The following is a 14,246-nucleotide window of genomic DNA, read 5'->3' on the forward strand; positions in this document are numbered from 1 at the left end:
CGTCACCCGTCGCGCCGGGATCCGGACCCGCGACGAAGGAGCCACCGCCCGTGATCGTGATAGCGCAGCTCAGTGATGTCCACCTCGACGGCGGGCCCCGGGCCGCCGAGCGCACCCGCGCCGTGCTGGAGTACCTGGACGGCCTCCCGTACGACCTCGCCGCGGTCCTGATCACCGGGGACATCGCCGACCACGGGACCTCCGACGAGTACGAGGAGGCCCGCAAGCTGCTCACCTCGCGGCACCCGCTGGTGATCTGCCCCGGCAACCACGACGAGCGCCTCGCCTTCCGGCGGGACCTGCTGGGCGAGGAGGAACCCTCCGCGGCCCCGGTCGACCAGGTGCTGCGCGGCGAGGGCTTCGTCCTGGCGGTGTGCGACTCCTCGGTCCCGGGGGAGCACCACGGGTACCTGGAGGACTCCACCCTGGAGTGGCTCGACGGCATCCTGACGGGGACCCCGCAGGAGGTGCCCGTCCTCGTCGCCTTCCACCACCCGCCGGTCGAGCTGCACACCCCGTACGTGGACGGGATCCGGCAGTTCGGGGAGGAGCGCCTGGAGGCGCTGGCCCTGCGCCACCCCCACCTGCGCGCCTTCCTGTGCGGACACGCCCACACGGCGGCGGCGACCACCTTCGCGGGCCGCCCGCTGCTGGTGGCGCCCGGGGTGGTGTCCACCCTGCGGCTCCCGTGGGAGGAGCAGACGGGCCCCGACCACCACGTCCACCTGGACGAGCCGCCGGCCGTCGCCTTCCACGTGCTGGGCGCGGACGGGCGGCTGACGACCCATTACCGGGTGGTCGTCGCCCGGCGGTAGCTGCTGCCGTCGCGGGTCCGGGTGAGCCGCCCCGAGGTGATCAGGTAGCGGCGCAGGGCGGAGCAGTCCTCGTGCACGGTCCGCAGCGCGTCGTTCACCTCGGGCTCCGAGTACTCCCGGTCCTCGGCGAACAGGGTCTCGCTCAGGTGCTCCAGCAGCTGTTCGCGCCGGGCGGCCTTGCGCGGGATGGCGACGAGGCGTCCCCCGGAGAAGAGGTCGTCGACCCCGCGCCGCCCCTGGCGGCCCGCGGCTTCCTGCTGGTCAGCGCTGTGCTGGTCAGCGCTGTGCTGACCGGCGCTGTGCTGACCGGCGCTGTGTTCATCGGTGATCTGTGGCATGCCCCGAGCTTCGCCCGCACCCGCCGGACCGTGCAACGCGTTTTCCCCGCTCCCCGGGACGGCCCGGGGAGCGGGGGACGCGGAGCGGGAGCCGTCAGGGGGTGACGGTGATCTGCTGGGCCGGGTCGGTGGTGTCGGTGACCTTGTAGACGGCGTTGAAGGTGGACGTGGTCGCGCTCGTCGGGCAGCCGAAGCCGCCGGTGACGGTCACGGGGACGGTCGCGTTGGTGAAGGTCAGGCTCGACGGGGCGCCGTTCGCCCACGTGCCCGGGACGTTCGCCGCCCCGCCGGGTGCGGCGGTGACGGTGCAGTTGGCCAGGCCCGAGGTCTGTACGACGAGCCCGCCGGGCGGCACCGTCATGGTCGCCGTGACCGGGGAGCCGTCCTGCATGGACACCGACCAGGAGCCGCTGGTCGTCACCGTCGGGGTCACCCCCGGCATGCTGGACGTACAGGAGCTGTAGGTCGGCGGGGAGATGGGGGAGGAGACCGGACCCGCCGGGTTCTGGTTGCCGGGGGCGGCCGGCACCGAGCCGGCGGAGACGGAGACCGTGCAGGTCACCGTGACCGAACCGGCCTTGAGGGTGGCCTTCCCGCTGAGGGTGGCCTTGAACGCGTGCCCGGCCGGGGTGACGGTGGTCGACCCGGCCGCCGGTAACGGCGCGGCGGTGGCGGTGGCGGAGGCCGCCGTCAGTGCGGCCGCGGCGGCCATGCCGAGGGCGAGCGCGGTGCGCGTACGGCTCATGGCTGTGCTCCTTGGGGATCGGGGTGCGGAGTGGGGGAGTTCCCGGCGGGGGAGGGCCGGGCGGGGGCGGCGGAGCCCCCGGCGCGCGGGGCGGCGTACGGCTGCCAGGCGAACATCAGCCCGCCGCCGAGGATGCCGAGCAGGGTGCCGATCAGGAACCCGCCGAGGTTCGACATGACCAGCGCGGCGGTGGCGACGAGCGTGGTGAGGATCCCGGCGAGGGTGCGCTGTGCGGGGGAGAACCAGCCGGTGAGACCGAGGACGATCATGACGACGCCCATCAGGACGGACGGGATGCCCGCCACCCCCTGCTGGAGCATGATCTTCAGCGGGGCCAGCGGCAGCACGCTGATCCACACCCCGGCCAGGACGGCGAAGAGCCCGCCCCAGAAGGGCCTGCCGCGCCGCCACCGCCGCCAGCGGCTCAGAAGCATTCCTTCTTGCCCTTGCTGATGCTCATGTTCAGCCCGGAGAGCTTGAAGGTGCCGGCGTTGGTCGCCCACGCCGTCTGCTGGAGACTGCCGATGGTGACCTTGTCCGCCTGCTGGGCGAACAGGTCCTGCATGCCCTGCGCCTCGGCCGGGCCCTTGTCCAGGGTGGAGGCGTCGCGCCCGATCTCCAGGTTCGTGAACTCCGCGTCGCCGGCGAGCTGGGTCGCGTCCACGAACAGGTTGGAGGCCTCGACGGGGGCCTTCTTGCCGGCCGTCAGGTTGAGCGAGATGTCCCCGATGACCGGGAGGCTGGTGACCACCGACTGGCAGAGGTCGTACAGCTTGGCCTCCTTGATGGCGGTGACCGCCACCGGGATCAGCTCCTGGCGGGCGTTGACGTCGACGCTTCCGTACTGGGCGAAGCCCTCGCCCTCCAGGCTCTTCGCCGACACCTTGAACTGCTGGCCCGACACCGCGAAGGAGGCGGCGAGCGCGCCCTGCGCGAGGGCGATGCCGAGGCCCGCGGTGACCGCGACGGCGGGGGCGGTCAGGAGGACGAACCTGCGCCAGCGGACCCGGCCGCCGTCTCTGCCGAGCTCTTCGCCGGGCGGCTCGGCCCCGGGAGCGGAGCCGGGACCGGATTCGGATAAGTTCGGTGAGTCTGCCATGAGATGGTCCTTATCTCGGCTGTGCACCTTTGTTACCGACGAGTTGAATGTAAGAGTGCCAATGGTGGTTGGCAAGGTTGTGCGAGAGCACCCTTTAGGCCGACTCCTACTGCTCCGTACGCAGCAGTTCGGCGACCTCCGCCTCCACCCGGCGGAGCATCGCCCGGGCGAACTCCGTGGCCACCACCTCGCCGGCCACCGGCCGCAGCGCCGCCACCGCCTCCCGGACATGATCCAGCTGACTGGCCGAAAGCCGCCCCAGCCCCTCTGCGCCGATCACGTGCCGCCGGAACAGCGCCACGAACCGGTCCGCCAGCGCCGCCGCCTGGACTTGTACGAAGTCCCCCGCGTCCAGGATCTCCCCGAGCGGCACCCCCTGCCGCGCCAGCGCCACCGTCGCCTCCAGCAGCCGCCGGCTCGGGTACGTGACCCGCTCCCCGTCCAGGCGTACGTAGCCCAGCTCGGCCGCCCGCCGGGTGTGCTCGGCCGTCGCCCCCGGGCCGAACAGCTCGCGCAGCTCGGCCCGGGTCATGGTCACCGGCTCCTCCTGCACCCAGTCCCGGGTCATCTCCCGCTCCAGGCCCAGCAGTTGGGACAACCCGCCGCCGTGCTCCCAGGCGGCCAGCAGCTCACCGATGCCGTTGACCGTGTACCCGCGTCCCAGCAGGTCGCTGATCAGCCGCAGCCGGGTCAGGTGATCGTCGGAGTACCAGGCGATCCGGCCCTCGCGGCGCGGCGGCGGCAGCAGCCCGCGCTCCTGGTAGTAGCGCAGGTTGCGCACCTTGACACCGGCCGCGCGGGCCACGTCCTCCCGGCGGTAACGCCGCTCCCCGCCGGGGCCGCCCTCCGCCCCGTCGTCCGCCGTGCCTTCCGCCCTGCCGTCCGTCTGTGCCCCGGTGCTCCCCACGCGGCCGAGTGTAGGACCTACCGGCGGGTGTACCGGCAGGTCACATGGGGCGGGGCCGCGACTCGCGCTTGACCGCCCGCAGCACCACGAACCTCGGCTCGCTCGCGGCGACTTCACAGTTGCCGAAGAGGCGCTGCAGGTGCGTGTGGTAGCCCATGTGCCGGTTGGCGACCACCCACAGCTCGCCGCCGGGGCGCAGCGCCTTGCGCGACTGCGCGAACATGCGCAGCGCCGTCGCGTCCGTCGTCGCCTGGTGGGAGTGGAAGGGCGGGTTGTTGAGGATCAGGTCCACCGAGGAGGGCGCCAGCATGGCCACCCCGTCGCCGACGAGGAACTCGGCCGTCCGCCGGCCAGGGCGGATGTTGGCCTCGTACGTGGCCCGGGCCGAGGCGACGGCCTGGTACGACTCGTCGGTGAAGACCACCTCGGCGTCCGGGTCGGCCACCTGCACGGCCGTGCCGACGACGCCGTTGCCGCAGCCCAGGTCCACGACCCGGGCGCCGTCGGTGTTGGTCGGGATGCTCTGGAGGAAGAAGCGCGTGCCGACGTCCAGGCGGTCCGCGCAGAAGATCCCGGCGTGGTTGACCGTGGTCAGCCCGGCCCCCGAGCCCCCGTCCTCGTCGACCGTGTACGTCACCGGCCACGGCGAGGCGCCGGCGGCGGCCAGCAGGGCGGGATCGGGGGTGCAGAAGATCAGCCGGGCCTTCTTCTCGGCCAGCGAGGTGCGCGTCGGCCCGAGGATCTTCTCGAAGAGGTTCAGCGTGGAGGTGTGGATCTCCTTGACCATGCCCGTGCCCACGACCACGGTGCCCTCGTGCAGGTGCGGGGCCAGCCGGTGCAGCTGGTCCTCCAGCAGCGCCAGGATCTTGGGGACCCGGACGATGAGTACGTCGATCCGTGCGGGCGGCGCGTCCTGCGTGGTCAGCAGGGTCACCGTGGACTTGGAGGTGCCGATCCCGGCCCGGTCCAGGTTCCCCTCGGTGGCCGCCCGGGTCAGCGCGGAGTCGGTGATCTGCGTCGGGTGGTAGGCGGCCAGGGCCGTGGTCAGCGCCCCCCAGCGGTCGCCGACGACGGTGATCTGCCCGGCGCCGGCCAGGTCCACCGGGCCGCGATCGCCGGTACCGGCGTCGAGGTGGCGCAGCAGGTACTCGTCGGCGGCGTCCCAGGCGCGGAGCCGGTCGCGGGGGTCGGCGGGGAAGCGGGTGAGTTCGTAGGAGCCGAAAGGCGTGGTCAGGCGGTTCATATTGGCACCCAGGCTAGCCGAGACGGCCCCGTACCCGTGCCCGGCCGCACCCCGCGCCCTGACATTCCACGCAAAGGAGCGGTGTCGGCCCCCCGTCGCGCCGCTAAGTTGTGCGGCATGAGCAATCTCGATCGCCAGCCCGCTCTCTCCGCCTGCGGCGGCCGCGGCTTCGTCGTGGCCGAGCCGGTGCGCGAGCTCCTCAGCCCGCGCACGGTCAAGCTGGGGGAATCCACCGAGGTCCGCAGACTCCTGCCGAACCTGGGCCGCCGCATGGTGGGCGCCTGGTGCTTCGTCGACCACTACGGCCCGGACGACATCGCCGACGAACCCGGCATGCAGGTCCCGCCCCACCCCCACGCCGGGCTGCAGACCGTGAGCTGGCTGCACGACGGCGAGGTGCTGCACCGCGACAGCACGGGCAGCCTCGCCACGATCCGCCCGCGCGAGCTGGGCCTGATGACCTCCGGCCGGGGCATCAGCCACTCCGAGGAGAGCCCCCGCCCGCACGCCCGCCTCCTGCACGGCGCCCAGCTGTGGGTGGCCCTCCCCGACGCCCACCGCGACGTCGCCCCGCACTTCCAGCACCACGCGGACCTCCCGCGGGTCTCGGCCCCCGGCCTGGACGCGACGGTCATCCTGGGCACCCTGGACACGGCGACCTCCCCGGGCACCGCGTACACCCCCATCGTCGGCGCGGACCTCGCCCTGACCGCCGGCACCGAAACCCGCCTCCCCCTGAACCCGGACTTCGAGTACGCGGTCCTCTCCATGTCCGGCGAGGCCCACGTGGACGGCGTCCCGGTCCTCCCCGGCTCGATGCTCTACCTGGGCTGCGGCCGCACCGAACTCCCGCTCCGCGCATCCTCGGACGCGGGTCTGATGCTGCTGGGCGGGGAGCCGTTCGAGGAGGAGATCGTGATGTTCTGGAACTGGATCGGACGGTCCCAAGAGGATATCGCAGGCTTCCGCGAGGAGTGGATGAACGGCACCCGCTTCGGCGAGGTGAAGGGCTACAGCGGCCCTCCGATTCCGGCTCCGGAACTTCCGCCAACTCGCTTGAAGGCCAGGGGAAGAGTGCGCTGACCTGTGCTGATGCCACCGATAATGCTGTCTTGGTCACGGCTGCCACGTTGTTCCGCTTCTGGGCGCCACGTCGAAGTCAACGCGGACCCTGGCGTGATTACTTGATCTTGAAGTCGAGTGTCACGTGGGTCAGGGTGCGGTCAGGTTTGGTCAGACGAATGCTGACCCTTTGCTGACTCTACTGACAAGTAGTTAGATTTCTGGAGTGGGAGCCAGGGCGCGCCTCCCGGCAGGCGATCGTCACGCCGACGTCCTCGGCCCTGGCTCCCTTAGCTGCTGCGCGCGCCTCCAAGCGAGCTCTCCTTCGAGGCCGCTGTTCGGTGCCCGTCTCCCGCGGAGGCCGGGGTGCACAACGTTGTGGGCAGTCCACAAAGCGCGCAGCTGAAGCCGCTGAGGTTGCGCAGGCAGGGGTCCCGGGCGCGGGGTCGGCGACGGCTCCGGTGTCGGGTCGGCGCCGGCCCGGGTGCTCGGAGTGCTGCTGGCCCGGGTCGATCGTCCGATCGCACAGGTCCGCCAACTCGACCGGCTCAGTCCGGACGCTGGAGGAGATCGCGATCGCCACGCCGCACGACGGCACGCGCGATATACCCGCGCCGACCGTCACCTCACCGTGAATTTCCATTCCTGGACGTTGTTGTCCGGCGTGGAGTCGGTCACGGCGCCGCCTGCCGCGCTGATGGTCGTACGGACGAAGAAGATGTCCCCCGAGCGGGCATTGGAGTTGACCCTGCCCTCGTCCAGGTATGCGCGGTGGCTGTCACCGACGGCGAGGGGCAGCTTGTTGAACTTGGCGCAATGCACCTTCAGGCGTGAGACGACCTCGCAGTCGAACTCGTAGCCCCCCGTTGTTGGTGACGAGCGTCGCGAAGTACTGGGACAGGCTCGCCATGCCGAGCCGCGACTCGCTGGTGATCTCGAAGGTGAGGTCTACGGTCTCGTCCGGCACCACGGCCGGGCCGTCGTTTCCGACCAGCGCCTGGATGTTGAACGTCTCCCCCGCGCCGACCAGCCGGCTCACCGCGTAACTCGGCGTCCGGTTGACGACGTCCGCGCTGTGTCCGGCGGAGCGTGGCGCCACGTCGTAGTAGAACGTCCCGATTGTCTCGGAGTAGCCCTTCACGTTGGGCACTTCGCGGTGCCCCACCACCTTCACCGCGTGCCGCCCCGGCTTGGCGTCCTCGGGCACCTTCCAGGTGATCGACGTCGTGGTCACCGGAATGCGCGGGAAGGGCTGGCCGGGCTGGACCGTGGTGTCGAGGTAGCAGTGCGGGCCGCGCTGCTGTCCGCCGTAACGGGTCCAGCCGTAGGGACACGCCTCCGCGCGCCCTTCGATGCCGTCGACGTACCAGGCGTAGCCGCCCTTCGCGTCGACGGTAGGGAGACGTCGTCCCGCGTCGCGGGTCAGGCCTGGGCTTCCGTCGGATCGTCGGGAGGAAGCCGGTCCTTGGCCCTGTGTTCCATCAGGACGGGCAGGAAGTACGCACACGTGCGTACTCAAGCCCTTCGTGCGCCGTCTGTACTGAGCTTCGTACGAGGCCGGCGTCCAGCTGGGGGTGCGCTTCCATCAGCCGCTCGGCGGCAGGGTTAAGGGCAGGGGCATCCTCCGACTCCGTCATCCTGCACCTCAGCTTTCGTCGGGGGCGCTTCTCCTCAGTGCCCTGCAGTGACCTCCCTGCCCGGAAGTCGATCTTTCGCCGCTCTGTGCGGGCGTCGGCGGAACCCACCTGCTCGAACCTGCTGCACTTGTTCCGGCGATCAATCTTCACGAGACGTGAAAAGTCCGGGCCGAAGAGGTGTGCCCGGGCCATTACGGACGCCGACAGAGCGGTGCGGCCTCCTCTCGAGGTGCTCGTGCGCTCGGCGAGGCCGACCACCTGGGCACCTTCGTCATGTAAGCCCCGTGGTCAGCCCCGCGACCTGCGGTTCTTTGCTGCTGCAGGGGGCTGACCTGCGAGGATGTCTCTTTCAGAGGCTTTCACGGGCTTCCTGGCTTATGCCGCTCAAACTCCCCACGCACTCCCCGAGCGGGGGGTGAAACTCCCCAGCCGCTCCCCAGGAGGCGGGGGTCGTGATGGGCCTGGTTGGGTACCTCGTCGTGACTTGCCATGGTCTTAGGGGGTGCTGGCTGAGGCTGCGCACTTGGAGTGCGCCCTCTGGCAGGCCGGGGGAGGAAGCCAGGGGCCTCAGTTAAGTCGAGCTTGATCAATTTCAGTCAGCTTGCCCGCGGGCCCGCCTTCGCGGACCCACGCTGAAACGAATGTGGGCGGCGATGTATACGGGTGAGGTCTCGTTGCAGGCTTTCGGGGGAGGTGCAGGGCTGCGATTTCGCGCTTGCAGGGGGTGGGCGAATTGCCAAAGCGGAATCCATCCAGTCGAAGAGGCCTATGAGGCGCGGTCAGAGCTCTGCGGTGGGGCTGGTGTACGGGCTGGTCCGGTCGCCAATGATGCCAAGGGGGGCATATTTGGGTTTCCGGTCGAATTTCTTCTACCGGCTGTTCGATGAGACGCCTGCCGACGTCCGGCGCTAGGACAGGAAGGAACCAGACTCATTTTGCGTGCGCGGCGACAGGGTCTTTATCTCTCACATCATCTTCACAATTTCGAAGACCCTGATGGAGTCAATTCGATCACCGCGTGTTGTGCAGCCGCGCAGTCGAGGAAGGGAAGGTGTCGGGGCTGAGACTGTTCAACCTTAAGCGTGAAGTGGCGGAGGTCGTGCCGCGTCTCGCGGAGGTCGAGGCTGATGTGCAGGACCTCGTCGAGGCGCACATGGAGGTCATGCTCGGGGTGACGTTCCTGGCGAGTGAGTACAGCACCGGACCGGTGCACGGGGGGCGTGTCGATTCGCTGGGCCTCGATGAGAACGGCTCACCCGTTGTGGTCGAGTACAAGCGTGCGACGGACCCCGGGGTCATCAACCAGGGCCTGTTCTATATGGCGTGGCTGGTGGACCACCGGACCGAGTTCCAGGCGCTGGTGCGTGAGCGTCTCGGGATCTCCGCGGCCTCGCAGGTGCTGTGGAGCGCGCCCCGGTTGATCTGCATCGCTGGCGACTTCACCCGCTACGACCTTCACGCGGTGCGCGAGCACCGCCGCTCGATCGACCTGGTCCGCTATCGCTTGTACGGCGAACACCACATCGCGCTGGAGACGGTCGCCGCTTCGGTCGCCGCCCGGGCCAAAGCGCCCAAGCGCCTTCGCCGGATCGGTACTGCCGGCACCCCGACCGTACAGCCGTCGCCTGAGGCAATCGCGTACCTGGCGTCGGCGGTGGACGAACTGCTGCTGGGGCTGGGGGAGGACGTCAAGAAGGTCAGGCGCCAGCAGTACGACGCCTACCAGAGGCTGCGGAACTTCGCCTGCGTGACGCCACGGCAGGACAAGCTCCTCGTGTACCTCAAAGCCGCCCCCGCGGCGGTTGACCTCGTGCCGGGCTTCACAAGAGACATGGCCAGGCTGGGGCATCATGGCACCGGCGACCTGGAAGTACAGCTGCGTTCGGAGGAGGACGTCGAGCGTGCGGTCGAGCTGTTCCGGCTGTCCTACGCGGCGGCGTAGGGGGCCGTTGACTCGGGGTCGACGTCACGTCCCGGGGCGCCGGAACGGGGCGTTCGCGCGGCGGGGAGCACGCGGGGCACGGCGTCGGCGACGGCGCGCAGACGGCGCCGCCCACCCCGGCCGACGCCATCGGCATCGACGGCGCGGTCGCGGCCGCGCGGGCCGCGGGGGTCACCGAGTCCCTGCGGATCACCCTGCCCGCGAAGGGCAAGGGGTACGTGGTGAAGGAGCAGGACAAGCAGGTGCCGGTGCACCTGGACTCCGTCGCCATGACCCCGCCGACGGCCGGGTCATGGACGAACTCCGCTTCGCCGACTACCCGCTGCTCGCCCAGCCGACCCGCTTCGGCATCGACCTGCACATGGGCCTGACCTTCGGTCTCGCCAACCAGCTGGCGCTGGCCGCGCTCGCGGTGCTGCTGATGTTCATGGTCGTCTGGGGCTACCGCATGTGGTGGCTGCGCCGCCCGACCAAGGAGCGCAAGCTGTCGGCAGGCCGGCCGCAGCCGCGCGGAGCGTGGCGGAAGCTGCCGGTGACGGTGCTGCTGCCGCTGGCCGCCGCGACGGCCCTCGTGGGCTGGTTCGTATTCGTGAGCGTCTTGCCCGCCTTCAGCTCGTCCTTGCCCACCCTGGAGGCCAAGGTGTTGGTGGCGACGGCGTCCCGGCACTCCTCCGGCGTGGTGCCGGTGCTCTTGCCCATGGCCGTCAGGAAACGCAGATCGGCGTCGCCCCAGTCCTGGTAGGTGAGCTCCATGCCCTGGGTCTTGCCGATGGCTCCTTTCGGGAAGATCTGCGGGGCGTCCAGGTCGACGTGGGTCCCGGTGCTGGAGGAGGGCGCGCGCAGGGTCAGGGGCTTGTCCTGGAAGACCGGCGTGTACGCGGACTTCGGCGAGGAGGAGGCCGAGGGCGCGGTCTTGGGCCCGGACGAGACCGGGGCCGGAGCCGGGGCCTGGGCCTGCGCCTGGTCGGAGGAGGCGGGCACGACCGGCCCCTCCTGCTTCGCGTCGTCCTTCGCGGCGCCGCCGCGGTCGAGCAGCCGGACCGCGCCGGCGCCCGCGAGGACGGCCAGCACGAGGCCGGCCCCGACCAGCACGCCCCGGAGCCGCTTCGGTCCGGGGGCCGGTGCGGGCGCCGGGCCCGGCACCGGGGGGTGCGTCGGGTGGCCTGCGGCCGGCGGAGGACCCGCGGGCCGGGGCGGCGCGCCCCCCGTCGGCGCCCCGTACACGCCGCCGAAGGCGCCGGCGGCACCCGCGCCCGTACCGCCCGCGGCCGATCCGGCCGTACCGCCCGTACCGGCACCGGCACTCGTACCCGTACCCGCGTCCGCGACCGTGGGCACCGGCGGGTTCTCCGCGGCCCGCACCCGTCGGGCGATCTCCAGCCCGACCGGCTCCGGAAGCCAGTGCGCGAAGTCGCCCAGCGGGCGTCCGGCGGCCGTCTCGCACAGCGCGGCCAGCTCGTCCGTGCCGATCCGTGTGGCCGGATCCGCCGTCAGGCAGCGCTCCAGCAGCGGCCGGAGCCGCTCCGGGTAGCCGCTCAGGTCGGGCGGCAGCCGCTCGGTGTTGGCGATCCGCACGCCGATGGCCGTGGCCCCGCCGGTCCCGTACGGGTGCTGCCCGGTCGCCGCGACCGCCGCGATCAGCCCGAGCGAGAACAGGTCGCTCGCGGCGGTGACTTCGGAGCCCAGCGCGTGCTCGGGGGACATGTACTGCGGGGTGCCGATGACCCCGCCGGTCCGGGTGAGCTGCGTACTGTCGGCGGCTCGGGCGATCCCGAAGTCGATGACGTACGGACCGGCCGGGCCGAGCAGGAGGTTGGCGGGCTTCAGATCGCGGTGGACGACCCCCGCCGCGTGGATGGAGGCGAGCGCCCGCGCCGTGCAGCCGACCAGCTGGAAGACGGTGTCCAGCGGGAGCGGACCGTAGGTGCTCACGGCGTCGTGCAGCGACAGCCCCGGCACGAACACCGACGCCAGCCAGGGCGTGGCGCCGGTGGTGTCGTGGTCGAGGACCGGGACGAGGTGGTAGCCCTGCACCCGGCGGGCGGCCTGCACTTCCTGCTCGAAACGGCGCCGGAAGTCGGGGTCCTGCCCGAACTCCCGGCGGATGAGCTTCAGTGCCACCGGCTGGCCGCCGCGCGTGTGCGAGAGGTAGACGGTCCCCATGCCGCCTTCGCCGATCCGGGCGAGCAGCCGGTAGCCGGCGTTCTCGCGGGGGTCCTGGGGTTCAAGTGGGGCGAGTATGCCGCCGGTTCCGGTAGTCACGCTTGCGCAGCCTACGACAACGGGCGGGGGGAGGACGGCACTGGCCTGCGGGAACGGGGTCGGGGCGGAGGGAGTTGGGGTGGGGGTAGATGCTCTCGGGGGAGCCGGTGGACATCGAGCAGACGGGCATGCAGACCGGCATCAACAGCCGGGAGCTCGCCGACATCCTGATCCGGGAGGGCCTGTGCGCGGAGCTGACCGACGAATTGTCCTCGGGCTATACCGGGTGGCTCCCACCCGCTCCCTCCTCGAGCATGCCCTGACAGCTGGGGTCACCGGCCTGGACACCGCCTTCAACTACGACCGCTACGCCGCCCACCGAAGGCTCGCCCGCACCGCCGGTGAGCTCCTCGGCCGGTTCGAGGTGTCGACGAAGGTCGGCTACTTCCCCGACAGCCACACCCTCGAACCGGCCCGGCTGCGTGCCGCCGTCGAGCAGACGGTGGCCGAGCTGGGCCGGGTGCCCGACACGGTGCTCCTCCACAACCCCGAACACGACCCATCTGGGCTGGCGGCGGCATGTGAGGAGCTGGCCACATGCCAGTCGGCCGGGCTCTGCCGGGCCTGGGGAATCGCCAGCTGGAACCCGGCACCGCTCCTCGGCGCGGCTCCGTCGGTGTCCGTGACGCCGGACGTGGTCATGGTCCGGGCCGGGCTGGCCGTACGCGCCGAGGTCCTGGGCGCCGCCGAGCGGCTCACCGCCGAACTGGGGGGCGAGGGACCGGTGGGGTATGGCCCCCTTTGCGGGCAACCCGAACGATCCGGTCTGGTCGAAGGTCGATGCCAACATGTTCCTTGAACCTGGACAGTCTGCGTCGCGCATCCAGGCCGGACTTGCCGCTGCGTTCGCCCTGCCCACCGTCTCCCGGATCGCCGTGGGCACCTCCAGGCCAGCACCTCGACGAGCTCGCCGCCGCCGTCCGGTACATGGCCAGCGCCGGCGTAGACGCCGAGTACCGGGAGCTGCTGCGAGCCGGAGCCGGACGGTAGGGAAGGAGCCCAGAATGCCGCCCACCCCGACCATGGACGATCTATGGACCGTCCCCCACGAAGACGTCCTCGCCGACGCGGAGAAGCGGATCGGCCGAGTCCTGGACCGCGACCACGCCCACTACAGCCGCTTCAACGGCACCGCCGGATTCCCCACCGCCACGGGAACCTGGGTCCGCCTCGCCTGGTGCCGGCCCGAACAGCTCAGCTCCGCCGCGTGGACCGGGATTGAGGCGTCCGTCGCCATCAAGGGCGTACCCCGTCCGCAGTGGTACGCCGGCTCCCAGTGGCACGACGCCGACCGAGGAGTGGTGTGGCGAGTCGACGAGATGAGCCGCGCCTCCACCTCCGCAGTCTCTACAACCGGCAGCGTCAAGAGGAGCCGGACCTCCCAGCACGCTGGTGGGTGGAGCTCCGCCAGGCCCTGGCCGGGCTGGCCGGTCACACCACCGATCGGGTGTGCCTGCGCCAGGAACACCTCACCGCCCGCGTCCGGGAGGTGCTCGGCGACAAGCTGGACACCACGGTCACGGACTGGGCGTGCTCGCACGGCGACCTCGGCTGGGCCAACGTCACAGCCCCGGAGTTCACCCTGCTGGACTGGGAGAGCTGGGGGGGGGGCGGCACCGGTCGGCTACGACGCAGCGTGCCTGTGGTCAGCTTCCCTGGCCGTGCCAGCGCTCGCCGAGCTGGTACTCACCGAGTTCGACGACGTTCTCGACACCCGCTCCGGCCGCCTGTCCCGCCTCATGCTCTGCGCCAATATCGAGCGGGCGTACCGTCGTTCGGGCCGGGTGACGGCGATGGCAGCCCAGGCGAAGGCTGCTGCGGCGGAGTTGCTCTCCTCGCTTGCCTGAGCGCAAGTGCTGGTCGCTGTCACCAGCACACCAGGAGAGGACGACTTCAGCCCGTTGAGGAGGCGTCGTCCTGTTGAGAGAGCCCTGGTGCGCTGCAGGGGCGGCGCGATGGGAACCCGTGCTACGGGCACCGGGCCCTGGGGGTGGGGACGACTGTGGGGGCGATCTCGGCAACAGCAGTCGTGAGTTCGGCGAGGATGTCGGCGGGTACACCTGTGGAGGGGCGGATAGCCCCGCCGGGCTTGTTTGGATCAACGCTGTAGACGGTCCGCTGGTCGTCCGTGGCACGCGACGGATGGCTGCTGGCCGGAGCCAGAGTCCTGCTTGCCGCAGGCGGCGGCGCACTAAC

The 14,246-nt window shown here is 71.1% G+C and carries 15 protein-coding genes and 1 pseudogene; 7 read left to right on the forward strand and 9 right to left on the reverse strand.

Annotation, left to right across the window (positions count from 1 at the left end):
* The first annotated feature begins 50 nt into the window (after positions 1 to 50).
* On the forward strand, positions 51 to 815 hold the full coding sequence (locus tag ACZ518_RS32190; protein WP_469116553.1) for a metallophosphoesterase: 765 nt from the start codon (positions 51 to 53) through the stop codon (positions 813 to 815).
* Here the strand turns inward: ACZ518_RS32190 and ACZ518_RS32195 are convergent.
* The 6 genes from ACZ518_RS32195 to ACZ518_RS32220 form a co-directional block, all read right to left on the reverse strand.
* Positions 788 to 1,003, reverse strand: a complete 216-nt coding sequence (locus tag ACZ518_RS32195) for a DUF2087 domain-containing protein (RefSeq protein ID WP_469116579.1) — start codon at positions 1,001 to 1,003, stop codon at positions 788 to 790. The genes ACZ518_RS32190 and ACZ518_RS32195 overlap by 28 nt on opposite strands.
* Positions 1,004 to 1,247: 244 nt before the next feature.
* A complete protein-coding gene (locus tag ACZ518_RS32200) occupies positions 1,248 to 1,898 on the reverse strand; it encodes a hypothetical protein (RefSeq protein ID WP_469116554.1) in 651 nt (216 codons plus the stop codon).
* Positions 1,895 to 2,332 carry a DUF6114 domain-containing protein gene (locus tag ACZ518_RS32205; RefSeq protein WP_125813650.1) on the reverse strand — a complete coding sequence of 146 codons (438 nt, stop codon included), beginning with the start codon at positions 2,330 to 2,332 and terminating at the stop codon, positions 1,895 to 1,897. Before ACZ518_RS32205 ends, ACZ518_RS32200 begins: the two co-directional genes overlap by 4 nt.
* Positions 2,323 to 2,880, reverse strand: a complete 558-nt coding sequence (locus tag ACZ518_RS32210; RefSeq protein ID WP_469116580.1) for a DUF6230 family protein — start codon at positions 2,878 to 2,880, stop codon at positions 2,323 to 2,325. Before ACZ518_RS32210 ends, ACZ518_RS32205 begins: the two co-directional genes overlap by 10 nt.
* Positions 2,881 to 3,103: 223 nt before the next feature.
* Positions 3,104 to 3,904 (reverse strand): MerR family transcriptional regulator, encoded by an 801-nt coding sequence (locus tag ACZ518_RS32215; RefSeq protein WP_469116555.1) that lies wholly within the window; start codon positions 3,902 to 3,904, stop codon positions 3,104 to 3,106.
* A gap of 40 nt (positions 3,905 to 3,944) precedes the next feature.
* Positions 3,945 to 5,138 (reverse strand): methyltransferase, encoded by a 1,194-nt coding sequence (locus tag ACZ518_RS32220; RefSeq protein WP_469116581.1) that lies wholly within the window; start codon positions 5,136 to 5,138, stop codon positions 3,945 to 3,947.
* Between the two features lie 126 nt (positions 5,139 to 5,264).
* Between ACZ518_RS32220 and ACZ518_RS32225 the strand changes: the two genes are divergently transcribed.
* The gene (locus ACZ518_RS32225) at positions 5,265 to 6,230 is read left to right on the forward strand and encodes a pirin family protein (RefSeq protein ID WP_469116556.1); all 966 of its coding nucleotides are present in this window, start codon (positions 5,265 to 5,267) and stop codon (positions 6,228 to 6,230) included.
* 600 nt (positions 6,231 to 6,830) lie between these two features.
* Here ACZ518_RS32225 and ACZ518_RS32230 read toward each other — a convergent pair.
* Positions 6,831 to 7,031: a hypothetical protein gene (locus tag ACZ518_RS32230; protein ID WP_469116557.1), complete on the reverse strand. Its 201-nt coding sequence runs from the start codon at positions 7,029 to 7,031 to the stop codon at positions 6,831 to 6,833.
* Positions 6,988 to 7,716, reverse strand: a complete 729-nt coding sequence (locus ACZ518_RS32235; protein WP_469116558.1) for a hypothetical protein — start codon at positions 7,714 to 7,716, stop codon at positions 6,988 to 6,990. Before ACZ518_RS32235 ends, ACZ518_RS32230 begins: the two co-directional genes overlap by 44 nt.
* Before the next feature lie 1,181 nt (positions 7,717 to 8,897).
* On the opposite strand from ACZ518_RS32235, the gene ACZ518_RS32240 reads away from it, so the two are divergent.
* Together ACZ518_RS32240 and ACZ518_RS32245 are read left to right on the forward strand one after the other, a co-directional pair.
* Positions 8,898 to 9,788 carry a transporter gene (locus tag ACZ518_RS32240; protein ID WP_469116559.1) on the forward strand — a complete coding sequence of 297 codons (891 nt, stop codon included), beginning with the start codon at positions 8,898 to 8,900 and terminating at the stop codon, positions 9,786 to 9,788.
* Positions 9,697 to 10,191: pseudogene (locus tag ACZ518_RS32245) on the forward strand (hypothetical protein); the annotation flags it as partial. The gene ACZ518_RS32240 and the pseudogene ACZ518_RS32245, both read left to right, overlap by 92 nt.
* A gap of 38 nt (positions 10,192 to 10,229) precedes the next feature.
* Here the strand turns inward: ACZ518_RS32245 and ACZ518_RS32250 are convergent.
* A complete protein-coding gene (locus tag ACZ518_RS32250; RefSeq protein ID WP_469116560.1) occupies positions 10,230 to 12,050 on the reverse strand; it encodes a serine/threonine-protein kinase in 1,821 nt (606 codons plus the stop codon).
* 89 nt (positions 12,051 to 12,139) lie between these two features.
* Here ACZ518_RS32250 and ACZ518_RS32255 point away from each other — a divergent pair, with 89 nt between their 5' ends.
* The 3 genes from ACZ518_RS32255 (at position 12,140) to ACZ518_RS32265 (ending at position 13,897) form a co-directional block, all read left to right on the forward strand.
* The gene (locus ACZ518_RS32255) at positions 12,140 to 12,313 is read left to right on the forward strand and encodes a hypothetical protein (RefSeq protein ID WP_469116561.1); all 174 of its coding nucleotides are present in this window, start codon (positions 12,140 to 12,142) and stop codon (positions 12,311 to 12,313) included.
* On the forward strand, positions 12,277 to 12,849 hold the full coding sequence (locus ACZ518_RS32260) for an aldo/keto reductase (RefSeq protein ID WP_469116562.1): 573 nt from the start codon (positions 12,277 to 12,279) through the stop codon (positions 12,847 to 12,849). Before ACZ518_RS32255 ends, ACZ518_RS32260 begins: the two co-directional genes overlap by 37 nt.
* A gap of 862 nt (positions 12,850 to 13,711) precedes the next feature.
* On the forward strand, positions 13,712 to 13,897 hold the full coding sequence (locus ACZ518_RS32265; RefSeq protein WP_469116563.1) for a hypothetical protein: 186 nt from the start codon (positions 13,712 to 13,714) through the stop codon (positions 13,895 to 13,897).
* Positions 13,898 to 14,246: the final 349 nt, after the last annotated feature.

It is taken from the genome of Streptomyces sp. NPDC033966 (assembly GCF_055575955.1).